Consider the following 23,659-nt stretch of genomic DNA (forward strand, 5'->3'; position numbering starts at 1 on the left):
GTTTCCAGGCCCTTGACCCGATGATCGATCCCCGCATCCTGGTGCTGATCCCGGCCCGCATGGCCGCCACCCGCCTGCCCGGCAAGCCGCTCGCCGACATCGCCGGCCTGCCAATGATCGTGCATGTGATGCGGCGAGCAGAGGCCGCCGGCATCGGCCGGGTCGCGGTCGCAACCGATACGGACGAGATCGCCTCCGTGGTCACCGCCCATGGCGGCGAAGCCGTGATGACCCGCCCGGAGCACCCCTCCGGCTCGGACCGCATCCACGAGGCGATGCAGAAGCTCGATCCCTCAGGCAAGGCCGAAATCGTGGTCAATCTCCAGGGCGATTTCCCGACCATTACGATCGACAACATCCGCGAGGTGCTGCCGCCGCTGCAAGACCCGGCGGTGGACATCGCGACGCTGGCCTCGCAGATCCATACCGAGGAGGAGGACCTCGCGCCGAGCGTCGTAAAGGCGATCGGAACCTCGCTGGGCGGGAAACGCATGCGCGCACTTTATTTCACCCGCGCGACCGCTCCGACCGGCGACGGACCGCGCTACCACCATATCGGCCTCTACGCCTATCGCCGCGCCGCGTTGGAGCGCTACGTCCGGCTTCCGCCATCCCCGCTGGAATTGCAGGAGAAGCTCGAGCAGCTCCGGGCGCTGGAGGCCGGGATGCGGATCGACTTCACCATCGTCGACACCGTGCCCCGCGGGGTCGACACGCCCGCGGACCTGGAGACCGCCCGCAGCATCCTTTCCAAATCCTGAGCCGCTGTTACAAGGCCGATCATGAGCAAGCTGAAAATCGCATTCCAGGGCGAGCCTGGGGCCAATTCCCACATCGCCATCGTCGAGGCCTATCCCGACGCCGAGCCGATGCCATGCGCCACCTTCGAGGACGCGCTGTCGGCGATCTCGTCGGGCGAGGCCGATCTCGGCATGATCCCGATCGAGAATTCGGTCGCGGGCCGCGTCGCCGACATCCATCATTTGCTGCCGGCCTCCGGCCTCTTCATCATCGGCGAATGGTTTCTGCCCGTCCGCCATCAGCTGATGGCGGTGAAGGGGACGAAGCTCGGGGACATCAAAAGCGTCGAGAGCCACGTGCATGCGCTCGGCCAGTGCCGGCGCATCATCCGCAAGCTCGGCATCGAGCCGATCGTGCACGCCGACACCGCCGGCAGCGCCCGCGACATCTCCGAGCGCAACGACAAGGCCGTCGCCGCGATCGCCTCGCGGCTTGCGGCAAAGATCTACGGCCTCGACATCCTGGCCGAGGACATCGAGGACGAGGCGCACAACACCACGCGCTTCGTGGTGCTGGCGCGCGAGCCGAAATGGGCGGCGCAGGGCTCCGGCCCGCTGGTCACGACTTTTGTATTTCGCGTGCGCAACTTGCCCGCCGCGCTCTACAAGGCGCTCGGCGGCTTTGCCACCAACGGCGTCAACATGACCAAGCTCGAGAGCTACATGGTCGACGGCAATTTCTTCGCCACGCAGTTTTATGCCGACGTCGACGGCCATCCTGACGACAAGGGGCTCGCCTTCGCGATCGAGGAGCTGAAGTTCTTCTCCCGCGAATTCCGCATCGTCGGCGTGTATCCGGGGCACCCCTTCCGCGCGACGTTCAGCGAGACGCAACAGGATTGATTGGCCACCCTCCCCTGGAGGGGGAGGGTCGATCGCGCGCAGCGCGAGCGGGGTGGGGTGATCTCTCCATTCGGGCAGTATTCGTCGCCGAGAGACCGTCACCCCACCCCGCTACGCATTTTGCTTCGCTCAATGCCTAGCGACCCTCCCCCTCCAGGGGAGGGTAAGCTACGCCGCGGCCGCTTTCAGCCCGAACGCCTCCGCCAGCAGCGAATACGACTTCTTCCGCGCGTCGTGGTCGTACACGGCCGTAATCACCATCAACTCGTCCGGCTTGCTCGCATCGATCAACGGCTGCAGTTTCTTCTGCACCGTCGCCGGACTGCCGACGAAGAGGCGCGAACGGTTGCGCGAGATCGAAATGCGCTCGGCGTCCGTATAGGGATAGGCCAGCGCCTCCTCGACGCTCGGCAGGGGCAGATATTGACCGCGGTCGCGGCGCAGGCGGTTGAGATCGAACGAGGTGGCGAGCTTTTCGGCCTCCTCATCCGTATCGGCCGTGATGACGGCGACGGCGAGGATCGCGTGCGGGCTCGCGCTCCAGGCCGAGGGCTGGAAACGGTTGCGGTAATGCACCATCGCATCGATCGCGTCGTGGGATGCGAAATGATGGGCGAACGCGAAGCCCATGCCGACTTGCGCGGCGAGCTCCGAGGAATAATCGCTGGAGCCGAGCAGCCAGATCGGCGGCAGCTTGGTGTCGTCGGGCATCGCGACGACGTTGTTGTAGGGATGCCCTGCGGGAAATTCGCGGGTCTCCCACAGAATCAGTTCGTGCAGCCGCTCCAGGAAATCGTCGCCCTCGCGGCGGTCGAGACGGCTGCGCAGCGCATAGGCGGTGGCGCCGTCGGTGCCGGGGGCACGGCCGAGACCGAGATCGATGCGGCCGGGAAACAGCGCCTCCAGCATCTTGAAGCGCTCGGCCACCACGAGCGGGGCGTGGTTGGGCAGCATCACCCCGCCGGAGCCGACGCGGATGCGCTTCGTCATCGCCGCGATCTGCCCGATCATCACATCGGGGGCCGGGCTCGCCACCGAGGCGAGGTTGTGATGCTCGGCGAGCCAGTAACGGACATAGCCAAGCCCGTCGACATGGCGCGCCAGATCGATGCTGTTGCGCAGCGCCGCGGCGGGTCTTGTACCTGTGGTGACGACGGAGAGGTCGAGGACTGAGAGCGGGATCATGGCGCGCTAAGGTAGTGAAGGCCGGCGCGGCGGCAATGGGCAGACTGCGCAGGTCTGGCGTGTGCAGGCCGCGAACCCGCACGGCAAGGCCGGTTGAGGCGATGGGACAAGATTTGTCGCGGCAACACCGTCTTCACACTGCCCACGCCCCTTATTTGCTCCTACTCGCCGCCAAATCCGTTACAATTTGTTGATTTATATAACATATTATCGGATCTACGCACTTCCCACTTACACCCTCTCCGTTCAATATTTCCACCGTTACCGGTGAAAGTGGGCCACTTCCCATCCCTGATGGGCTGTCGAGTGCGACCGCTTTGGCTTATCTTGGCCACATCCAATCGAGACCCGACTGCCGGCCGCCGAAAGCCGGACGAGCCCCTGGAGTGAGTGGTGCCATGACCGATCTGACGACGCCTGCCCGAGCCGAAGGGCAAGACGGGCACCTCCAAAACGGGCACCTCTCCTCGAAGCGGCCTGCGATCTCCTTCGAGTTCTTTCCGCCCAAGACGGAGGAGATGGAGCGCAATCTCTGGGAGACCATCAACCGGCTCGCCCCGCTTGACCCGAAATTCGTCTCCGTGACCTATGGGGCCGGCGGCTCGACCCGCGAGCGCACCCATTCGACCATCACCCGCATCCTCAAGGAAACCGCGCTGCTGCCGGCCGCACATTTGACCTGCGTCGGCGCCTCGCGCGGGGAGATCGACGAGATCGTCGACCGCTATCACGAGGTCGGCGTCCGCCACATCGTCGGCCTGCGCGGCGATCCCGCCGGCGGCATCGGCACGCCCTATTCCAGCCATCCCGACGGCTACCAGAGTTCTGCCGACCTCGTTGCGGGCATCAAGAAGCGGCACGGCGACATCGAAGTGTCCGTGTCCGCCTATCCCGAGAAGCACCCTGAAGCGCGCGATTTCGACGCCGACATCGACACGCTGAAGGCCAAGGTCGATGCGGGTGCGACGCGCGCGATCACGCAGGTGTTCTTCGATAACGACCTCTACTTCCGCTATCTCGACCGCGTGCGTGCCCGCGGCATCGACATCCCGATCGTGCCCGGCATCATGCCCATGCACAATTTCAAGCAGGCCCGCAATTTCGTCACCCGCGCCGGCACCTCCGTGCCGGACTGGCTGGCGGAGAAATTCGACGGCCTCGACGACGACGCCGAGACCCGCAAGCTGGTGGCCGCGACCGTTGCCGCCGGCCAGGTGCAGAAGCTGGCGAAGCGCGGCGTCGACACCTTCCATTTCTACACCATGAACCGCGCCGATCTCGTGTTCGCGATTAGCCATTTGCTCGGCATCCGCGCCAAGAGCGCGCAGAAGGCGGCTTAAGATAAAATGACCACTCCCGTTTCTCCCAAGCGAACTGCCCTGCTCAACGCCGCGCGCGAGCGCATCCTCGTGCTCGACGGCGCCATGGGCACGATGATCCAGAACCTGCAGTTCGATGAGGCCGCCTTCCGCGGCGAGCGCTTCAAGGACTTCCATCGCGACCTCCGCGGCAACAACGACCTGTTGATCCTGACCCAGCCGCAGGCAATCGAGGACATCCACGCCGCATACTTGCGCGCCGGCGCCGACATCGTCGCGACCAACACCTTCTCGACGACCTCGATCGCGCAGGCCGATTACGACCTCACCGACATCGTCTACGAGATGGCGCGCGAAGGCGCCCGCCTCGCCGGCAATGCCGCTCGTCGCGTCGAAGCCGAGGACGGCAAGCCGCGCTTCGTTGCGGGGGCCATCGGCCCGACCAACCGCACCGCCTCGATCTCGCCGGACGTTTCCAACCCCGGCTACCGGGCCGTCACCTTCGACGATTTGCGCAAATCCTATGGCGAGCAGATCAACGGCGTGCTCGACGGCGGTGTCGATCTGCTGCTGGTCGAGACCATCTTCGACACGCTGAACGCCAAGGCGGCGCTCTATGCGATCGCCGAAATCACCGAAGCGCGGGGCATCGACGTGCCCGTGATGGTATCGGGCACCATCACCGACAAATCCGGCCGCCTGCTGTCGGGCCAGATGCCGGAAGCGTTCTGGAATTCGGTGCGGCACGCAAAACCCGTCACCATCGGCTTCAACTGCGCGCTCGGCGCGGAAGATCTGCGCGCCCACATCGCCGATATCGGCCGCGTCGCCGACACGCTGGTCTGCGCCTATCCGAACGCCGGCCTGCCCAACGAATTCGGTCAATACGACGAGACCCCGGAATACATGGCGCGCCTGGTCGGCGAATTCGCGCGCGATGGCCTCGTCAACATCGTCGGCGGCTGCTGCGGTACCACGCCGGACCACATCGCGGCGATTGCGGCAGCCGTCGCCCCGCACAAGCCGCGCGTCGTGCCGGAAATCGAACCGCGGCTGCGGCTCTCCGGCCTCGAGCCGTTCATCCTGACCGACGCCATTCCCTTCGTGAATGTCGGCGAGCGCACCAACGTCACCGGCTCCGCCCGCTTCCGCAAGCTGATCACCGCCGGCGACTACACGGCCGCGCTGCAGGTCGCCCGCGACCAGGTCGAGAACGGTGCGCAGATCATCGACGTCAACATGGACGAGGGGCTTCTGGATTCGGAAGCCGCGATGGTGACCTTCCTCAACCTCGTTGCCGCCGAGCCCGACATCGCCCGCGTCCCCGTGATGGTCGATTCCTCGAAATTCTCGGTGATCGAGGCCGGCCTGAAATGCGTGCAGGGCAAGCCGGTCGTCAACTCGATCTCGATGAAGGAAGGCGAGGAGAAGTTCATTCACGAGGCCAAGATCGCCCGGCGCCATGGCGCAGCCGTGGTGGTGATGGCGTTCGACGAAGTCGGCCAGGCCGACACGTTCGCGCGCAAGACCGAGATCTGCAAGCGTGCCTATGACATCCTGGTGGACCGCGTCGGCTTCCCGCCTGAGGACATCATCTTCGATCCGAATATTTTCGCGATCGCGACCGGCATCGAGGAGCACAACAATTACGGCGTCGACTTCATCGAGGCGACGCGCTGGATCCGCCAGAACCTGCCGCACGCGCATATTTCCGGCGGCGTCTCCAATCTGTCGTTCTCGTTCCGCGGCAACGAGCCGGTGCGCGAGGCGATGCACTCGGTGTTCCTGTATCACGCCATCAAGGCGGGCATGGACATGGGCATCGTCAATGCCGGACAGATGATCGTCTATGACGACATCGATGCCGAGCTGCGCCAGGTGTGCGAGGACGTCATCCTCAACCGCGACCCCGGCGCGTCCGAGCGCCTGCTGGCACTTGCGGAGAAATTCCGCGGCAACAAGACCCAGACCAAGGAAGCCGACCTCGCCTGGCGTGAATGGCCGGTGGAGAAGCGGCTGTCGCATTCGCTGGTGCACGGGATCACCGAGTTCATCGAAGTGGACACCGAGGAGGCCCGCAAGGCATCCAAGCGTCCGCTCGACGTGATCGAAGGCCCCTTGATGGCCGGCATGAACGTGGTCGGCGACCTCTTCGGCGACGGCAAGATGTTCCTGCCGCAGGTGGTGAAATCCGCGCGCGTGATGAAGCAGGCGGTGGCGTGGCTGATGCCGTTCATGGAGGAAGAGAAGGCACGCAACCTCGCCAACGGTATCGGCACCGAAGGCTCCTCTTCCGCCGGCAAGATCGTGCTCGCGACCGTCAAGGGCGACGTCCACGACATCGGCAAGAACATCGTCGGCATCGTGCTCCAGTGCAACAATTTCGAGGTCATCGACCTCGGCGTGATGGTGCCGGCCGCTAAGATCGTCGAGACGGTGAAGGCGGAGAAGGCCGACATCGTCGGGCTATCAGGCCTGATCACGCCCTCGCTCGACGAGATGGCGTTCTTCGCCGGCGAATTGCAGCGTGAAGGTTTGAAGCTGCCGCTGCTGATCGGCGGCGCCACCACGAGCCGCGTGCACACGGCGGTCAAGATCGACCCGAGCTATCGCGCCGGTCCCGTCGTCCACGTCAATGACGCCAGCCGTGCCGTCGGCGTTGCCTCCTCGCTGCTCTCGCCCGAGAAGCGCGAGGCTTACGCCGCCGAGGTGCGCGCCGAATACGCCAAAATCTCGGACGCGCATCTGCGCGCGCAGGCCGACAAGAAGCGCCTGAAGCTCGCGGCCGCGCGCGCCAACCGCGTGCCGGTCGACTTCGCCGCGAACAAGCCGGTGAAGCCGACCTTCTTGGGCATCCGCAGCTTCGACGATTACGATCTCGCCGAGCTCGTGCCCTATATCGACTGGACGCCGTTCTTCCAGACCTGGGAGCTCGCCGGCCGCTTCCCCGCCATTCTCGACGATTCCAAGGTCGGCGAAGTCGCGCGCTCGCTCTATGACGATGCGCGCAAAATGCTCGACCTGATCGTCAAGGAAAAATGGTTCCGGGCGCGTGCGACGGTCGGCTTCTGGCCGGCGAACGCTGAAGGCGACGACATCGTGCTCTATGCCGACGAAAGCCGGACCAAGAGAATCGCGACGCTGCACACGCTGCGCCAGCAGCTCGAGAAGCGCGAGGGCCGGTTCAACGCCGCGCTCGCCGACTTCGTCGCGCCCGCCGGCGTGCCCGACTATGTCGGGGGCTTCGTCGTCACGGCCGGCATCGGTGAGGATGTGGTCGCCGACCGCTTCAAGATGGCCAATGACGACTACTCCTCGATCCTGTGCAAGGCCTTGGCCGATCGCCTTGCGGAGGCCTTCGCCGAGCGCATGCACGCCCGCGTGCGCCGCGAGTTCTGGGCTTATGCACCGGACGAAGCACTCTCCTGCGACGATCTGATCCTGGAGAAATACCAGGGCATCCGCCCTGCGCCCGGCTATCCCGCGCAGCCCGATCACACCGAGAAGGCGACGCTGTTCGAGCTGCTCGACGCGGAAGCGACCGCCGGCGTGAGGCTGACCGAGAGCTTTGCGATGTGGCCGGGCTCTTCCGTGTCGGGGCTCTATTTCGCGAACCCCGAGAGCTATTATTTCGGCGTCGGCAAGATCGAGCGTGACCAGGTCGAGGACTATGCCGCGCGCAAGGGCATGACGGTGGCCGAGACCGAGCGCTGGCTCGCGCCGGTCTTGAACTACATCCCGTCGCGAGAGGGCACCGACAAGGCTTTCGCGGCGACACCCGCGAACGACGAGACGTCGAAGGACCTCGCCTCGCATCCGCCCGGCTGCACCTGCGCGGTGCATCTCGTCTGGCAGAAGAAGCGCGCGGGGGCGGGGTAGGCCCCGCCTTCACTTCCCAAGACTAAAAAGTGAAAAACAACCCCATGCACAGTAGGGATGGGGTTGAAAGGCTTGAGGAATTTCGGTCTTACCGAAACGACTTGCTCCGTCGGGCAAAACACCGGTAATATTCCATCATCGCCTGCCGTGCCCGTCTGATACTCTTCGCCTCGCCCGTCGCCGTCATTCGGAGGCGCGCGAAGGTTGCGCCCGGAATGACGGCGACGGGCAACTCAGATCCCACACGCACGGTCCCCATCCTCCCCTGGAGGGGGAGGATCGGTTCGCATGCAGCGAAGCGGAATGCGGACCGAGGTGGGGTGACGGTCTCTCCGCGTTGAGCAATACCCGTGTTGAGAGATCACCCCACCCCGCTCGCGCTTTGCGCGATCGACCCTCCCCCTCCAGGGGAGGGTAAGGGGCATCCGGGCTACAGCAGCCGAACGTGCAACCGCTTCGAAAGCGAAGTCGCCTCACAACTCGCCTCGCCGGCAATTTCGCGCGGGAACCGGGCGGTGTGAACTCGTTCACTTGTCCGCTCAACCTTGATTCGCTACTCTATCGGTCTACTACCTTCAAACCGATGGTTTGCTTGGGATCGAACATATGACGCAGTTCATTGCACTGTTCGTCGCCGCGATCGCCCTTGTCGTGCTGCCCACGATTGCCGCGGCTGACTGCCCGAAAGGCTACGCGCCATGCGGCGAGCGAAACCAGTTGTGCTGCCCGCGAAAGTAGCAAGCCGCAAATGGCTCTGGCTTGGTAGCCTCGTCTTTGTCGCGATAGGCCTGGTGATGGTTGCAGCCTGGGTCGGATTCCCGCGAAAGAAACAGACGATCACGGCCATCCTCTCCGAGACCGGATATTTCGAGGTGGTCCCGCCAAGCACATTCGGCGGTCCCGGCACCATCAACACGATCGAATATCTGAGCGATGGCCGGCTGGAGCTGCATCCGACCTGCGATATCGACCCCACGCTGCTGGCCGACAAGATCCGGAAATCACCGACGGTGGACCGGGACCTGAAGCAATCGCTCGAGAAGAACCTCGACGTGTCCGCGCAGGTCAGGGACAAGCTGTCGGCGGTCGCCGGAATGCAGCAAGTTGATTCAATTCACCTCAAGCTCGAGAACGCCAACATTCTCCTGATTTCCGACGAATCGCTGATATCGACCCGCAATGCATTGCTGAAGGCCGAATGCGAGGGCGCGATCGCCCTGAACATTTCGAGCGGCGGCGTCGTCTGCCAGACGCGCTCCGTGCTGGAAGCCGACGTCGTCTACGAGATCAAATATCACAACACGATTTCGATGGAGGAGCGGGCCAAGCTGACATCCGAGATCGCGGCGAAGCTCGAGCTGGACGCCCACCAGGGATCGGACGACAAGGTGTCCGGCTCTCAATTGTTCTTTGGCATCAGGCTGTCGCCGAATCCGATCGTCCTGAAGTCCGCGGCGGGCGAGATCAAGCCCTGCAACAGGCGATAGGACGGCGCGCTTTCACCCCTTCGGCGGGGCCAGCGGCTGCACGATCTCCCCGAACGGCGCCAGCGCCTCGCAGCGTTCGGCGTGTGCCGACAGCGCCGGATAGCGCGACGGCTCGAGCAGTTGCGGATGCGCTTCGCGGGTGAAGCGGACGACGCAGGCAACCGCAATGTCGGCGTGGCCGATCCGGCCGCCCAGCCAATACGGCGTCGTCACCCCCGCGCGTTCGGCCTCCAGTACGCCGAGTACGTCGCCGATCTGCGCCTGGCAGCGCTCGACCCACAGCGCAAGCTGCTCCTTCCGCAGCACGCGCTCATAGAGCAGGCTCACCGCCTTGTCGCCGAGGCCGGTAGCGAGTGCGCAGATGCGTAAATGCTTTCGCCGCTCGGCGCCGCCGCGCGGCAGCATCGCCTTCTCCGACCCGACGAGCTCATCGAGATAGTCCAGAATGATCGTGCTCTCGATCAGCGCCTCGCCATCGTTGAGCACCAGCGTCGGCACGCGCCGCAGTGGGTTGTACGGCGCGATCTTGTCGGCGTCGCCGAAGGTGGACCATGGCCGGTGCTCAAAGGCGAGGCCGTAGAGCCGCAGCGCGATCGCGACACGGCGGACGAAGGGAGAATCGTATTGGCCAATCAGGAACATGGTTCTCGCTCACTAGTCAGGGCCGGGGCTCGAAGCCGGCCATTCATCTTCTTCACAAGGCTATTATCGAACGACACAGCCAGCGAGCGGTGCCCAACGGCAACAGCTACACATTTTCGTCTCGGCACCGCCTCAACTCCAGCTTGCCGAACAAATTGTCGCATGGTTCATTCCGCGGACCCAGAGGGAAGCCAAATGAATCGGCGGGCATTGAGAGCGGCAGCGGTGGGCCTAGCTCTTACGGCGATCGTGCCCGACGTCACGTCAGCAGCCGATCTGCCGATGAAGGCGCCGCCCAAACCTGCCGACTTCAATCCGTTCTGGGCCGAGGCCGACTACCTTGCCTGGAGCGTGACGGGCGACAAGCTGCCGGCGCTGGTGACCACGAGCCCGGTCGGCACGCCGCTGGGAGTTGTCGGCGTGCTCGGCCAGCCCACGACGACCGTGCTGTTCGGCAATTCCAGTGTGAACAACGACTGGCGTTCGGGCGGGCGCATCACCGCCGGCTACTGGTTCGATCCGCAGCGCAGCCGCGGCATCGAAGCCTCGTTCTTCGGGCTGGAGAATCTCTCGACCGGATTTGCGACCGACACCAATGCCAATCCGATCCTGGCACGGCCCTTCACCAATGCGCTGACGGGATTTCCCGACGCGCTGATCGCGGGATTTCCGGGGCTGGCCACCGGCAGTGCCAGCGCGAGCGAAACCTCGCGCCTGCTCGGCGCCGGCGCGCTCTATCGCTGGGATCTCGGCGCGTGGAGCGGACAGCGCGTCAGCGCGCTGGTTGGCTATCGCTATCTGCGGTCGACCGACACGCTGACGATCTCCAATACCGCGGCCATTCTTGCCTTCGGCACCTTCAGCCCCACCGACAATTTCAAGGCGTCGAGCAATTTCCACGGCCTCGATCTCGGCCTTACCGGCGATTGGCGCAATGGCCCGTGGTCGCTGGAGTGGCGCGGCAAGGTGGCGCTCGGCGCCAATCTCAACAGCGCCGACATTTCGGGCTCGACCGCCTCGACCGTGGCCGGCGTCACCACGACGGCCCCGGGCGGCTTCCTCGCGCTGTCAAGCAATATAGGCCATTACGACCAGACCCGCTTCGCCGTGGTGCCGGAGCTGTCGTTGAAGGCGGGATATCAGGTTGCGCCCGGCTGGCGGCTGATCGCCGGCTACGACGTGATGTACTGGACCGGCGTACAGCGCGCCGGCGGGCTGATCGACACCACCGTCAATCCGAACCTCGCGCCACCGCCGGCCGGCGGCGGGCCGAACCGGCCCGGGCCGGTGCTCAACACGACGAACCTGCTTGCGCAGGGGGTCAGCTTTGGCGTGCGGTATAATTATTGAGGGCGCGTAGCCCGGCATTACTCAATGATCGGCACATGCCTCGCCGCCGTCGGCGACGCCGTTCCATCGAGGCGCGGATCATCGGCCACCTCGATCTGGCGACGGAACGGGCGGAAGCCGGAGCGCTGATAGAACGTAACGGCGGACGGATGATCAAAGGTGCAGGTGTGCACCCAGACGCGGCGTAGCTGGCGCGACCAGGCAGTCTCCAGCGCGCGGTTCATCAAGAAGCGAGCTGCGCCAGTCCCGATCAATCCGGCGGTGACGCCGAAATAAACCAGCTCGCACTGGCTGGCCTCGCGGAAATCCAGCTCCAGCAGGCCTTCGTCGCGGCCGTCCACGACCAGGGCATAGACCTCGACGCCCGGCGCGTGGATAATTGCGGCAAGCTCTGCGTCATTCAGGCGCGCACGCGAGAACCACAGCCACTCCTCGCCGACACGGCGATGGAGATCGCGATACCAATGAAGCGCGGGCGCGTCGACCTTGCGCAAGGACCACGTTCCTGGAGGATCATCGCGGCGCGCGGGAGGTGCGGTCATCTCCAGATGGGTGACGACCGCGGCGATCTTGCCGGCGGGGATGTCGGAATAGCCGTCGGGGATGATCATGGGGCCTCTTGGAAAGACATGGCGAACAGCTCGCTTGCGGCTCATCCTTCGAGACGCCCGCCTACGGCGGGCCCTCAGGATGAGGTCGCGTTTCGCGGCGAGATATCAGACCCTCATGGTGAGGAGCCCGCCTAAGCGGGCGTCTCAAACCATGCAGGCCGCGCTCTTCCGGCCCTCCAGCCAACAAGTCGCTCATCGCGGCGTCAAAATGATCGCTTCCGCGGTCGCGGCTTCGACGGCCGGGCGGCTGTAGAGCAGCGGGACATATTGGCCCGTTGCCCAGAGCGGAGCGAGGTCGCGGTAATGGGCGCTGAAGGGATCGCCGGATTGGCCGGGCGTGTTGATGGTGCGGCTCGCATCCCAATTGCCGACGTCGAGCACCATGCGGAACGATGCGCCGGCGAACAGCTGGTAATCGGCGCGGCGGTAGGTGGCCGCGCGCGGCACGTTGGCGGCACCGCCATAGGCGAGCGGGCCGACCGAGAGCTGCGCGGCGGTGGCCTTGTCGGCGAGCGGCATCAAGGCATGGTCGAACTTCGCGACATGCAGCCGGCCCCAGCGCCAGGTCGAGGCATCCGGCCCGAGCTTGCCCGTGACGTCGGCCACCGCGGCGCCGACGCTGTCGCGCAGGATCTGGTCGCGCGCGGCAGCGGGGTCGGCGCCGAATGACGCATCAGGAGATTCCAGATAGGCGACCAGCGCCGAAATGCTCGACGCCTCCGGCGCGATCAGATCGGCGGCCTTGGGAGCCGTGGTCTTCAGCAGCCTTGGGCCGAGATGATTGGCGATCCAGACCTCGAACACTGCAGCCGCCGCGCTGTCGGCGGCATCCCGCGCGTCCCATGGCTTGAGCAGCTCGAGCCCCTTCTTCACATTGGGATCGTCGGAGGTGAGCGGCTGCAACAGCTTGACGAGGCGCCGCCCCAGCATCGCGGTGTCGTCGTTCTGCAAATCCATGGCGTCGGCGAGCGTGACCTTGCTGTTGGCCGCGAGCACCTCGGTGATGCGCTGCCAGCGCGCGCTGTCGGACCATTCGAAGCCGACCTTGCGTTCGGCGATCGGGTAATCGGCCGGCAGGTTCATCTGGTTGGCGGTGGCGAGAAAGCCCTGCTTGGGCTGATAGGCTTTCGGCAATTCGTCGAGCGAGAGAAAGCCCTGCCACTCATAGCGACCGTCGCCGGGCACCGGCATCAGGCCGTCGAAGTTGGCGCGCCGCGGCGTCTTGCCGGCGGCGACCCAGCCGATATTGCCGCGGGTGTCGGCATAGACCTGGTTCTCCGACGGCGCGCCCCAGCGCCGCATGGCGGCGAGGAAGCCGTTCCAGTCCTTCGCGGTCATGTAGTCGGAGGACCCGAAATAGGCGGAGGTGCCGGGCTCGAACCAGATCGAGCGGACTGCAAAGGCGCGCTTGTTCGCATCGTCGACGAAGATGACGGGACCGTGCCGGGTGAATTTCAGCTCGAGGTCGCGATCGGCCTCGCCTTTGACCTGTTCGGTCTCGTGGACGATGCGCATGTCTTCCCAGCCATTGCCGTAGCGGTACTGGTTGGGGTTTTGCGGATTGAGCTCGTAGACGTAGAGGTCTTCCTGGTCGACGTTGAAGATGGTGAGGCCGAAGGCGATGGTGCCGTTGTGGCCGATCGAGATGCCGGGCAGCGCCGGCTCGCCGGCACCGATCACGGAGAGGCCCGGCGCATTGAGGCCGACGATGTAACGCAGCGAGGGCACGCTGTGCTCGCGATGCGGATCGTTGGCGAGGATCGGGCGGCCCGTCGCCGTGCGCGAGGCCGCGATCACCCAATTGTTGGAGCCGATGGTGTCGCGCTGCTGGTCGGCCTCGGTGAGGTATTTGTCGGGATCGTGCGCGAGTGCGGCCTGCTTGTCCTTCGGTGCCGCGAAGGCGACCGGGCGCGTTGCAAGATCGTAGGCCGCGAGCACGGCCTTCGGCACGCTGCAGGGGTCGAGACCATCGGGGACTTTCGTGGTCCATGCCGGCTCGAGCTTGACGCGGAACCGATCGGCATCGAGGCCGGCCGCGCAGGCGACCAGCGAGCGCTTGACCTCGGAGGCGACATTGCGCGTCAGGCCGTGGCTGCGGATGCGGACGACGTCATCCGCCGTCCACGGATCAGGCATGGTGCCGGCGATCCTGAACTCGATCGGCAGCGGACGTTTTCCTGCGCGCACATCGGCGACATAGGCATTGACGCCTGCGACAAACGCGTCCGCATAGGTCTTCGCCTTGGGGCCGTAGGCCGCCCACTCCGCATTCATGTCGCCGCGATAGAGGAACAGCCGCAGCGCCTTGTCCTGCTCGGCATAGGCCGGGCCGAAATCCTTTGCGAGCAGGCCGAGGCCGCGCTTGCGCCAGAGATCGATCTGCCAGAGCCGGTCGCGCGCGGCGTTGAAACCCTGCAGGAAGAACAGGTCGTGCTCGTTGCCGGCATAGATGTGCGGGATGCCCCAGACGTCGACCAGGATCTGGGCGGGCGCGTCGAGGCCCGCGACATCGGTCTTGAGCTGCCGCGCACTTCCGAGCGGGTTCGGCTTGTCGCGTGCGATGGCTGTCGAGGTCAGCAGCGCGGCGCAGATCGCTGCGCCGCAGAGTTTTTGGATGACCCGGTTGAGATCCGTGTTCATTGTCTTCTCCCGTTGTTGTTATTTTGTCCGTAGCCCGGATGGAGCGAAGCGTAATCCGGGAATATTGCTCGTGGAGAAAACCCCGGATTGCGCTTCGCTCCATCCGGGCTACGACATCCGCCTATCCCTCTCCCTCGTCACTCGCGAGCACGCCCTTCACCGCCCTCGCCCAGCCCGCAAGCTTCCGCTCGCGCGTCGCCTGGCTCATGTTCGGCTTGAAGCGATGCTCGAGGCGCCAATTGTCGGCGAACTTCGTCGGCTCGGGATAGACGCCGGCCTGGAGGCCGGCGAGATAGGCCGCGCCCAACGCCGTGGTCTCCTGGATCGCGGGGCGATCGACCGGTGCGTCCAAGAGATCGGCGAGGCGCTGCATGGTCCAGTCGGAGGCGGTCATGCCGCCGTCGACACGCAGCACGACGCTCGCGACTTCCGAACTCGGCCAGTCCGCGCGCATCGCGGCCCAGAGGTCGAAGGTCTGGTAACACACGCTCTCCAGCGCGGCGTGCGCGAGCTCGGCGGGGCCGGTGTTGCGGGTGAGGCCGAACAGCGCACCGCGCACGCGCGGATTCCAGTAGGGCGCGCCCATGCCGACGAAGGCCGGAACCAGATAGACGCTCTGCATGGAGTCGGATTGATCAGCGAGCGGTCCGGTCTCGGCGGCGTGCTTGATGATGCCGAGGCCGTCGCGCAGCCACTGCACCGCCGAACCCGCAACGAAGATCGAGCCTTCGAGCGCGTAGGTGCGCTTGCCCTCGAGCTGATAGGCGACGGTGGTGAGCAGCTTGTTCTTGGAGACGACGGGCGTCGTGCCGGTGTTGAGCAGCGCAAAGCAGCCGGTGCCGTAGGTCGACTTCATCATGCCCGGGCGGAAGCAGGCTTGTCCGATCGTCGCGGCCTGCTGGTCACCCGCGATGCCTGAGATCGCGATGGCGCCGCCAAAGAGGTCAGGCACGCTCTCGCCGAAGCGGGCGGAGGAATCCTTCACCTCAGGCAGCATCGAGCGCGGCACGCCGATGATCTCCAAGAGCTCGTCGTCCCACTGGCCGGTGTGGATGTTGAACAGCAGCGTGCGCGAGGCGTTGGTGGCGTCGGTGGCGTGCACCTTGCCGCCGGTGAGGCGCCAGAGCAGATAGCAGTCGATGGTGCCGAACATCAATTCGCCGCGCGCGGCACGCGCCCGCGCGCCGGGAACGTGATCGAGGATCCAGGCGACCTTGGTGCCGGAGAAATAGGGATCGATGATCAGGCCGGTCTTTTGCGAGATCACGGGCTCGCGGCCGTCGGCCTTGAGTTTCGCGCAGATGTCGGCGGTGCGGCGGTCCTGCCAGACGATGGCGCGGTGCACGGCTTGTCCCGTGGCGCGATCCCACACCACGGTGGTCTCGCGCTGGTTGGTGATGCCGATCGCGGCGATGTCCTTTGCGGTGATGCCGGCCTGCTCGATCGCGTCGCGGCAGACCGTCACGGTCGAGGTCCAGATGTCCTCCGGCTCGTGCTCGACCCAGCCCGAGGCCGGAAAATGCTGCGGAAACTCCTGCTGCGCGCGGGCGGCAATCGAGATGTCACTGCGAAAAACGATGGCGCGCGATGAGGTGGTGCCCTGGTCGATGGCGAGGACGAAAGACATGGAAGCTACCTTGGCGTTTCCCTGAGAGGGGTCATTGTGTCGCGCCAAAGGGAGCGGATTAGGGCGGGAAGGTCAAGGTTGGTCTCGCTTACCCTCCCCTGGAGGGGGAGGGTCGGCTCACATGAAGCGCAGCGGAATGTGAGACGGGGTGGGGTGACAGTCTTTCCGCATCGCGCGGTGCCCGTGCGGAGAGATCACCCCACCCCGCTCGCGCTACGCGCGATCGACCCTCCCCCTCCAGGGGAGGGTAAGATAGCGAACTTCTACTTGCGTCGATGTTTCAATCGGATCGTTTCTGCCTCTCGCGATCCGTACAGCTCGGCATAGATCCGTTCGAGCACGGCGGTCAGATCGCTGTTGATCTCCGAATTCCAGAATCGGATGACGCGATAGCCTTCGTTCTCGAGCCAGCTCTGCCGCGTGCTGTCTCGCGCGGCCGTCTCATCTTCGTTGTGGTGTCCGCCGTCGAGTTCGATGATGAGGTGTTTGGCCGGGCAGAAGAAGTCGACGATGTAAGGACCGATCGGCGCTTGGCGGCGGAAGTGTGAACCTTCGATCGGAAGCTCTTTGAGGGCACGCCACAACATTCGTTCGTGCGGCGTTGTGTTCGCCCGAAGCTTCTTCGCGGCAGCGCGTCGGATTAATGTTGAGACCATTTTTGTGGCTTCACCCCACCCCGCTCGCGCTGTGCGCGAGCGACCCTCCCCCTCCAGGGGAGGGTGAAGTGAAGCGCCACTTCAATACAATTGCAAGTGAGAGCTACACCGCCGCCGTGGTGACGCCGCCGTCGATGACGATGGTCTGGCCGGTCATGAAGCTCGACGCGTCGGAGGCGAGGTAGGCGACGGCGCCGGCGATTTCGTCGGGTTCGCCGATGCGGCGAAGGGGCGTGGTGGCGGTGCGGCGCTTGAGGTTGGCTTCGTCTTCCCACAGCGCGCGGGCGAAATCGGTCTTGACGAGGCCGGGCGCGATGCAGTTGACGCGAACGCCCTTCGGGCCCCATTCGCCGGCGAGCGAGCGGCACAGCGCGAAGTCGGCGGCCTTGGAGATGCCGTAGGCGCCGATCACGGTGGAGCCGCGCAAGCCGCCGATCGAGGAGATGATGACGACGGAGCCGTTGCCGCGCTCGGCCATCTGCGGGATCGCCAGCGCGGAGAGCCAGATGTTGCTCTTGACGTTGCTGCCCATGATCTTGTCGAAGGCCTCGTCGGTGATGTCGAGCAGCGGGCCGTAATACGGATTCACGGCGGCGTTGCAGACCAGGATATCGATCTTGCCGTAGTGCTTGATCGTGCCCGCGATCAGCGCCTCGACCTCGGTCTTGCGCGCGATGTTGCAGGGAATGACGGTGGCATCGCCGCCGGCAGCAACGATGCCGTCGGCGACCTCCTTGCAGGCGTCCGCTTTCCGCGATGACACCACGACCTTGGCGCCGAGTTTTGCGAGCAGCTCCGCCGAGGAGCGGCCGATGCCGCGGCTGGAGCCGGTGACGATTGCGACCTTGCCGGTGAGATCGAACGGGGTGTTCTTCATTGTTGTTGGGCTCCGCTGATTCCATTTACTCGATGTCATCGCCCGACTCGATCGGGCGATCCAGTACTCCGCGGCTGAAGTTGCGTGAACGAACTACCGCCGCGGAGTACTGGATGCCCCGGTCAAGCCGGGGCATGACAGTCTTCGCGTGGCTTAGATCAACTCAGATCAACCCACTCCCATCCGCGACGCGGCGCTGGTGGTAATCGGTGTCGCCAAAGCTGTTCTCGATCATGGTGAGCCGCTTGAAGTAGTGGCCGATCTTCGCCTCCATGGTCATGCCGATGCCGCCGTGGAGCTGGATCGCCTGCTGTCCGACGAACTTCAGCGACTTGCCGATCTGCACCTTGGCCGCGGCGATGGCGTTGGAGCGCTCCTTGGCGTCCTCGAAATCGCCGGCCATGGTCGCGAACATCGACATCGAACGGGCCTGCTCGGCAGCGACGAACATGTCGGAGGCGCGGTGCTGCAACGACTGGAACGAGCCGATCGCAACGCCGAACTGTTTTCGCGTCTTGATGTACTCGACCGTGGTCTTGAGCGACTCATCCATCAGGCCGACCGCTTCGGCGCAGAGTGCGATGCGGGCTTCATCGACCACGCGCTCGATCAGCGCGAGGCCGTCGTCGGGATTGCCGAGGACTGCATCGGCACCGACCTCGACACCGGTGAAGGTGATGTCGGCGGCGTGCAGGCCGTCCTGAGTCGGGTACGACTTCTTGGTCACGCCCTTGGCATTCGCCGGCACCAGGAACACGCCGATGCCGGACTTGTCGCGGCGGTCACCCTTGGTGCGCGCGGTGACGATCAGGGTCTCGGCGTTCTCGCCGTTCAGCACGACGAATTTTTCGCCGTCGATGACCCAGCCGTCGCCCTTCTTCTTCGCGGTCGTCGAGACGTCGAAGAGATCGTAGCGCGAGTTCTTCTCGAGCTGGGCGAACGCCAACGTCTTGCTGCCGTCGATGATCCCGGGCAGGTGCGCGGCCTTCTGCGCATCGGAGCCGGCGTGGCGCAGGAAGCCGCCGCCGATCACGACCGTTGCGAGATACGGCTCGAGCACCAGCGCCTTGCCGAGCGCTTCCATCACGATCATGGTCTCGACGCCGCCGCCGCCGAAGCCGCCATCGGCCTCCGCGAAGGGCAGGCCGAGCAGACCCTGCTCGGCGAGCTTGCCCCAGACGGCCTGGCTCCAGCCGCCCTTCTCCTTCATGTACTTCTTGCGGCTCTCGAAATCATAGGAATCGGTCAGCAGGCCGTCGATGCTGTCCTTGAGAAGCCGCTGCTCCTCGTTCAGATCAAAATCCATGTCTCTCTCCAAATCGGCGGGAATTGCCCTACCGTCGCCTCACCCTCAGACGTCATCCCCGCGAAAGCGGGGATCCAGTAAACGCAGCCGCCTGCCGTACTCGCGACCGCCGCGGCGTACTGGGTCCCCCGCCCCAGTGCGCAACTGCGCACAAGGCGGCGGACGACACCGTCATTGTCGACTCACAGCCCCAGCACCGCCTTGGCGATGATGTTGCGCTGGATCTCGTTGGAGCCGCCGTAGATCGAGACCTTGCGGTTGTTGAAGTAGCTTGGCGCGATCTGGGCAGTCCACTCCATGGCTTCGTTCGAGCCGTCGTCGCCGTGCACGTCGTAGGGTGCCGCGAACGGACCGATCACTTCCATCAGCAATTCGGTGGTGGTCTGTTGGATCTCCGAGCCCTTGATCTTCAGCACCGAGGACGCCGGATTGGGCTTGCCCTTGCCGTGCTTGCCTTCGTCGGCGACGACACGGAGCTGCGTCAACTCGAGCGCCTTCAGCTCGATCTCGCACGCCGCCAGCTTCTCGCGGAACGCCGCATCCTGGATGATCGGCTTGCCGCCGGATTCGACCTTGGAGGCGAGATCGCGGATGCGGCGCAGCCGCTCCTTGGACACGCCGACCCGGGCGATGCCGGTGCGCTCATTGCCGAGCAGGAATTTGGCGTAATCCCAGCCCTTGTTCTCCTCGCCGATCAGGTTCTCGATGGGCACCTCGACGTCGTCGAAGAACACTTCGTTGACCTCGACGCCGCCGTCGATGGTCTGGATCGGACGCACGGTGACGCCCTTCGACTTCATGCTGAAGACGATGAAGGAGATGCCCATCTGCTTCTTGGCGGAGGGGTCGGTGCGGCAGAGGCAGAAGATCATGTCGGCGTGCTGGGCGAGCGTCGTCCAGGTCTTCTGGCCGTTGATGATCCACTTGTCACCCTTGCGCTCGGCCTTGGTCTTGAGCGAAGCGAGGTCGGAGCCGGAGCCGGGCTCGGAGAAGCCCTGGCACCACCAGTCGTCGACATTGGCGATGCGCGGCAGATACTGCTTCTTCTGCTCTTCGTTGCCGAAGGTGTAGATCACAGGGCCGACCATGCTGACGCCGAAGGCGAGCGGCTGCGGCGCCGGATAGGACTGCAGCTCCTCGTTGAAGATGTAGTGCTGCACGGAGGTCCACCCCGTCCCGCCATACTGCTTCGGCCAGTGGCTGACGCCCCAGCCCTTCTTGTTGAGGATGCGCCACCACGTCACCATCTCGTCCTTCGAGAGGTGACGGCCCTCGACCAGCTTGCGCCGCGTATCCGGCGGCACGTTGTCGCGGAAGAATGATCGCACTTCCTCGCGAAACGCCTGCTCTTCCCTAGTGAATGCGAGATCCATCGGATCCTCCTGTGAGCTTCTTTGTTTCGTCGCCGTCAGGACGACGGTGAAATTACTGCAACACCTCGAAAAGTCCCGCCGCGCCCATGCCGCCGCCGACGCACATGGTGACGACCGCGTACTTCGCCTTGCGGCGGCGGCCTTCGATCAGGGCGTGGCCGGTGAGGCGCGCGCCCGACATGCCGTAGGGATGGCCGACCGAGATCGCGCCGCCGTCGACGTTGATCTTCTCGGGATCGATGCCGAGCTTGTCGCGGCAGTACAGCACCTGCACCGCGAAGGCTTCGTTCAGCTCCCAGAGGCCGATGTCATCGACGGTGAGGCCGTGGCGCTTGAGCAGGCGCGGCACGGCGAAGACCGGGCCGATGCCCATCTCGTCCGGCTCGCAGCCGGCGGAGACGAAGCCGCGGAAGATGCCGAGCGGCTTGAGGCCGCGCTTGGAGGCTTCCTTGTCGCTCATGATGACGGAGGCGCTGGCGCCGTCGGAGAGCTGGCTGGCATTGCCGGCGGTGATCGAAAAGCCTTCGCCGCGCACGGGCTTGAGGCCGGCAAGGCCTTCAGCCGTGGTCTCGGGGCGCGGGCCCTCGTCCTGCGACAAGGTCACCTCCTTGAACGAGACGGCGCCGGTCGCCTTGTCGGTGACCGCCATCTGCGTCGTGATCGGCGCGAGCTCATCCCTGAACTTGCCGCCCTGCTGGGCCGCGGCGGTGCGGCGCTGGCTCTCCAGCGAATATTCGTCCTGCTTCTCGCGCGAGATGCCGTAGCGCTTGGCGACGATCTCGGCGGTGTCGATCATGGGCATGTAGACCTCGCCCTTGATCTTGAGCAGCGCGGGATCTTGCGCGTGGAAGCCGTTCATCTTGTCGTTCTGAACCAGCGAGATCGACTCGCCGCCGCCGCCGACCGCGATCTCGACGCCGTCGAAGATCACCGAGCGCGCGGCGAGCGCGATCGCCTGCAGGCCCGAGGCGCATTGCCGGTCGATGGTGGTGCCGGCGACGGTCACGGGGAGACCCGCGCGGAGCAGCGCCTTGCGCGCGATGTTGCCGCCGGTCGCGCCCTGCTGGAGCGCCGCGCCCATCACGACGTCCTCGACCTCCTTCGGATCGACCTTGGCGCGGGCGACGGCCTCGCCGATGGCGTGGCCGAGCAGCGTTGCGCCCTCGGTGGCGTTGAGCATGCCGCGATAGGCCTTGCCGATCGGCGTGCGGGCGGTGGAAACGATGACGGCGTCGGTCAAGAGCGACCTCCTGATACGGGTTGGGTGGATTGTGACGGTTTCTGCTGCTGGCGCAATTCGTGGCGCGACAATTTTCCGACCGGCGTGCGCGGCAGATCGTCGACGAACTCGACCGCTGCCGGCAATTCGTGCTTGCCGACCTTGCCGGCGAGCTGTGCGCGCAGCTCGTCGAGCGAGAACGGCTTGGTGTCCGGCCTGAGCTTGATGAAGGCCTTGGCGGCCTCGCCGCGATACGGGTCGGGAATCCCGAGCACGATCACCTCGTGCACGCCAGGGATGGTGTAGATCGCCTGCTCGATCATCTGCGGATAGACGTTGAAGCCGCCGGAGATGATCATGTCCTTCTTGCGGTCGACCAGGAAGAAATAGCCGTCGGTGTCGACATAGCCGATGTCGCCGGTAAGGAAGCGGCCGTCCGAAAAGGACTCCGCGGAGCCCTTCGGCTTGTTCCAGTAGCCCTTGGTGACGTTCGGGCCCTTGATGCGGATCTCGCCGACTTCACCCGGCGGCAGCACTTTTGTCGGATCGTCCAGCGAGACCACGTCCATCTCGATGCCGGGCAGCATCAGGCCGATCGACCCCGGCTTGTCTGGTCCCGTCGGCGGGTGGCCGGTGCCGGGCGAGCAGGTCTCGGTCATGCCCCAGCCGCTGCGCAGCTTCTTGCCGACCTTGCGCTCGAAGAAGCTCGCGACCTCCACCGGCAGCGGCGCGCCGCCGGAGCCGATGGTGGCGAGCGACGAGAAGTCGCGCTTGTCGAGATCAGGCAGTGCCGCGATCGCGATCCACATCGTCGGCACGCCCGGGAAATAGGTCGCGCGCTTGATCTCGATGTCGCGCATCACCGCCTCGACATCGAAGCGCTGGTGGAGCGAGATCAGATTGCCGCGGCTGAGCGAGGACAGCAGCACGACGGTGAGCGCATAGATGTGGAACAGCGGCAGCACGCAGATCACGCGCTCGACGACGTCGCCGCGCGCCTCACGCGACGGCTTGCCCCAGACATCGTAGATCGACACCGCCGAGGTGAGATTGCCGTGAGTGAGCATCGCGCCCTTGGGCAGGCCGGTCGTGCCGCCGGTATATTGCAGCAGCGCGACGTCGTCGACCGTCACGGACGGCCACTCAGCCGGCGCGGCCGCGCCCTCGACGAAGCTCTTGAAGGTGACGATGCGGGGATCGTCGGGGATCGGCGCCTGCGGCGTGCCGACCTTGCCCCAATCGTCGTCCTCGCAGACGACGAGACGATCGATCAGGCCCTTCTCCAGGAACTTCAGCGCGGTCGGCAGCAGCGCCGCGAGGTTGGAGGTCACGAGCAGGCGCGAGCCGGAATCCGAGACCTTGTGCGTCAGCGCGATCTCGCCGTCGAGCGGGGAGAGATGCGCGACGCGGCTACCTGCCTTCAGCGCGCCGAAGAAATTGACCGGATGGTCCGGGGTGTTGCCGAGGAACAGCGCCACGGAACTGTTCTTGCCGCAGCCGGCGCGCAGGAACGCAGCCGCGGCACGCTCGGCCAATGCGGCGAGGTCGGTATAGCTGATCGGACGATCGCGGAATTCCAGCGCGGTGCGCGGGCCGAAATCGGCGGCGGCTTGCGACAGCAGGTCAGGCAGCGAGCCCTGGACGATGGTGTCGTCCCAACGCACGCCCTCGGGATAGAACTGTTCGCCGGGATGGGTCATTTGGGTTCGTTACTCTGCAACGCTAACCGCGATTCCAAGTGAGGTGAGCAGACTGCCCGGGCTCCCTTCCCCCTTGCGGGGAAGGGTTGGGGAAGGGGGTAGCCACAAACGCTGACCTCACCCGGGGCTACCCCCCTCCCCAACC

The 23,659-nt window shown here is 65.2% G+C and carries 17 protein-coding genes; 6 read left to right on the forward strand and 11 right to left on the reverse strand.

The window, feature by feature from the left end; genetic code table 11:
- The first annotated feature begins 20 nt into the window (after positions 1-20).
- Positions 21-761, forward strand: a complete 741-nt coding sequence (locus tag AC5ZFO_RS02715; protein ID WP_282519982.1) for a 3-deoxy-manno-octulosonate cytidylyltransferase — start codon at positions 21-23, stop codon at positions 759-761.
- Between the two features lie 21 nt (positions 762-782).
- Positions 783-1,643 (forward strand): prephenate dehydratase, encoded by an 861-nt coding sequence (locus AC5ZFO_RS02720; RefSeq protein WP_496121283.1) that lies wholly within the window; start codon positions 783-785, stop codon positions 1,641-1,643.
- A 168-nt stretch (positions 1,644-1,811) separates the two neighbouring features.
- Here the strand turns inward: AC5ZFO_RS02720 and AC5ZFO_RS02725 are convergent, their stop codons facing one another.
- A complete protein-coding gene (locus AC5ZFO_RS02725; protein ID WP_282519980.1) occupies positions 1,812-2,828 on the reverse strand; it encodes an LLM class flavin-dependent oxidoreductase in 1,017 nt (338 codons plus the stop codon).
- 398 nt (positions 2,829-3,226) lie between these two features.
- Here AC5ZFO_RS02725 and metF point away from each other — a divergent pair, with 398 nt between their 5' ends.
- The 3 genes from metF (at position 3,227) to AC5ZFO_RS02740 (ending at position 9,513) form a co-directional block, all read left to right on the forward strand.
- Positions 3,227-4,168, forward strand: coding sequence for a methylenetetrahydrofolate reductase [NAD(P)H] (metF, locus tag AC5ZFO_RS02730; protein WP_166345253.1), 942 nt, complete (start codon positions 3,227-3,229; stop codon positions 4,166-4,168).
- Positions 4,169-4,174: 6 nt separating this feature from the next.
- A complete protein-coding gene (gene metH / locus AC5ZFO_RS02735; RefSeq protein WP_282519979.1) occupies positions 4,175-8,026 on the forward strand; it encodes a methionine synthase in 3,852 nt (1,283 codons plus the stop codon).
- Positions 8,027-8,724: 698 nt separating this feature from the next.
- Positions 8,725-9,513, forward strand: a complete 789-nt coding sequence (locus AC5ZFO_RS02740; RefSeq protein WP_496121286.1) for a hypothetical protein — start codon at positions 8,725-8,727, stop codon at positions 9,511-9,513.
- A gap of 12 nt (positions 9,514-9,525) precedes the next feature.
- On the opposite strand, the gene AC5ZFO_RS02745 is transcribed toward AC5ZFO_RS02740, so the two are convergent.
- A complete protein-coding gene (locus tag AC5ZFO_RS02745) occupies positions 9,526-10,155 on the reverse strand; it encodes a glutathione S-transferase family protein (protein WP_282519977.1) in 630 nt (209 codons plus the stop codon).
- Positions 10,156-10,380: 225 nt separating this feature from the next.
- Here AC5ZFO_RS02745 and AC5ZFO_RS02750 point away from each other — a divergent pair, with 225 nt between their 5' ends.
- Positions 10,381-11,505 (forward strand): BBP7 family outer membrane beta-barrel protein, encoded by a 1,125-nt coding sequence (locus AC5ZFO_RS02750; protein ID WP_282519976.1) that lies wholly within the window; start codon positions 10,381-10,383, stop codon positions 11,503-11,505.
- A 17-nt stretch (positions 11,506-11,522) separates the two neighbouring features.
- Here AC5ZFO_RS02750 and AC5ZFO_RS02755 read toward each other — a convergent pair whose 3' ends face one another.
- From AC5ZFO_RS02755 to pimA, 9 genes are all read right to left on the reverse strand, one after another.
- Positions 11,523-12,116, reverse strand: coding sequence for a GNAT family N-acetyltransferase (locus tag AC5ZFO_RS02755; protein WP_282519975.1), 594 nt, complete (start codon positions 12,114-12,116; stop codon positions 11,523-11,525).
- Positions 12,117-12,308: 192 nt separating this feature from the next.
- The gene (locus AC5ZFO_RS02760) at positions 12,309-14,756 is read right to left on the reverse strand and encodes a penicillin acylase family protein (RefSeq protein WP_282519974.1); all 2,448 of its coding nucleotides are present in this window, start codon (positions 14,754-14,756) and stop codon (positions 12,309-12,311) included.
- Between the two features lie 121 nt (positions 14,757-14,877).
- On the reverse strand, positions 14,878-16,383 hold the full coding sequence (gene glpK / locus AC5ZFO_RS02765; protein ID WP_282519973.1) for a glycerol kinase GlpK: 1,506 nt from the start codon (positions 16,381-16,383) through the stop codon (positions 14,878-14,880).
- Between the two features lie 263 nt (positions 16,384-16,646).
- Positions 16,647-17,039 carry an endonuclease domain-containing protein gene (locus AC5ZFO_RS02770; RefSeq protein WP_282519972.1) on the reverse strand — a complete coding sequence of 131 codons (393 nt, stop codon included), beginning with the start codon at positions 17,037-17,039 and terminating at the stop codon, positions 16,647-16,649.
- 103 nt (positions 17,040-17,142) lie between these two features.
- Positions 17,143-17,916 (reverse strand): SDR family NAD(P)-dependent oxidoreductase, encoded by a 774-nt coding sequence (locus AC5ZFO_RS02775; RefSeq protein WP_282519971.1) that lies wholly within the window; start codon positions 17,914-17,916, stop codon positions 17,143-17,145.
- Positions 17,917-18,079: 163 nt separating this feature from the next.
- Positions 18,080-19,222 carry a pimeloyl-CoA dehydrogenase small subunit gene (pimD, locus tag AC5ZFO_RS02780; RefSeq protein ID WP_282519970.1) on the reverse strand — a complete coding sequence of 381 codons (1,143 nt, stop codon included), beginning with the start codon at positions 19,220-19,222 and terminating at the stop codon, positions 18,080-18,082.
- 182 nt (positions 19,223-19,404) lie between these two features.
- Positions 19,405-20,595, reverse strand: a complete 1,191-nt coding sequence (pimC, locus tag AC5ZFO_RS02785; RefSeq protein ID WP_085403564.1) for a pimeloyl-CoA dehydrogenase large subunit — start codon at positions 20,593-20,595, stop codon at positions 19,405-19,407.
- Between the two features lie 52 nt (positions 20,596-20,647).
- Entirely contained in the window at positions 20,648-21,835 is a 1,188-nt protein-coding gene (locus AC5ZFO_RS02790) for an acetyl-CoA C-acyltransferase (protein WP_282519969.1), read from the reverse strand.
- On the reverse strand, positions 21,832-23,514 hold the full coding sequence (gene pimA / locus AC5ZFO_RS02795; RefSeq protein WP_496121290.1) for a dicarboxylate--CoA ligase PimA: 1,683 nt from the start codon (positions 23,512-23,514) through the stop codon (positions 21,832-21,834). Before pimA ends, AC5ZFO_RS02790 begins: the two co-directional genes overlap by 4 nt.
- Between the last annotated feature and the right edge of the window lie 145 nt (positions 23,515-23,659).

The organism is Bradyrhizobium sp. Unk1 (assembly GCF_059512345.1).

What these genes read in the sequence shown, in the direction of transcription:
- AC5ZFO_RS02715 (WP_282519982.1), top strand. Translation starts at nt 21, where the DNA reads ATGATCGATCCCCGCATCCTGGTGCTGATCCCGGCCCGCATGGCCGCC.
- AC5ZFO_RS02720 (WP_496121283.1), top strand. Translation starts at nt 783, where the DNA reads ATGAGCAAGCTGAAAATCGCATTCCAGGGCGAGCCTGGGGCCAATTCC.
- AC5ZFO_RS02770 (WP_282519972.1), bottom strand. Translation starts at nt 17,039, where the DNA reads ATGGTCTCAACATTAATCCGACGCGCTGCCGCGAAGAAGCTTCGGGCG.
- glpK (WP_282519973.1), bottom strand. Translation starts at nt 16,383, where the DNA reads ATGTCTTTCGTCCTCGCCATCGACCAGGGCACCACCTCATCGCGCGCC.
- metF (WP_166345253.1), top strand. Translation starts at nt 3,227, where the DNA reads ATGACCGATCTGACGACGCCTGCCCGAGCCGAAGGGCAAGACGGGCAC.
- AC5ZFO_RS02760 (WP_282519974.1), bottom strand. Translation starts at nt 14,756, where the DNA reads ATGAACACGGATCTCAACCGGGTCATCCAAAAACTCTGCGGCGCAGCG.
- pimC (WP_085403564.1), bottom strand. Translation starts at nt 20,595, where the DNA reads ATGGATCTCGCATTCACTAGGGAAGAGCAGGCGTTTCGCGAGGAAGTG.
- AC5ZFO_RS02745 (WP_282519977.1), bottom strand. Translation starts at nt 10,155, where the DNA reads ATGTTCCTGATTGGCCAATACGATTCTCCCTTCGTCCGCCGTGTCGCG.
- AC5ZFO_RS02755 (WP_282519975.1), bottom strand. Translation starts at nt 12,116, where the DNA reads ATGATCATCCCCGACGGCTATTCCGACATCCCCGCCGGCAAGATCGCC.
- pimA (WP_496121290.1), bottom strand. Translation starts at nt 23,514, where the DNA reads ATGACCCATCCCGGCGAACAGTTCTATCCCGAGGGCGTGCGTTGGGAC.
- metH (WP_282519979.1), top strand. Translation starts at nt 4,175, where the DNA reads ATGACCACTCCCGTTTCTCCCAAGCGAACTGCCCTGCTCAACGCCGCG.
- AC5ZFO_RS02740 (WP_496121286.1), top strand. Translation starts at nt 8,725, where the DNA reads ATGCGGCGAGCGAAACCAGTTGTGCTGCCCGCGAAAGTAGCAAGCCGC.
- AC5ZFO_RS02775 (WP_282519971.1), bottom strand. Translation starts at nt 17,916, where the DNA reads ATGAAGAACACCCCGTTCGATCTCACCGGCAAGGTCGCAATCGTCACC.
- AC5ZFO_RS02725 (WP_282519980.1), bottom strand. Translation starts at nt 2,828, where the DNA reads ATGATCCCGCTCTCAGTCCTCGACCTCTCCGTCGTCACCACAGGTACA.
- pimD (WP_282519970.1), bottom strand. Translation starts at nt 19,222, where the DNA reads ATGGATTTTGATCTGAACGAGGAGCAGCGGCTTCTCAAGGACAGCATC.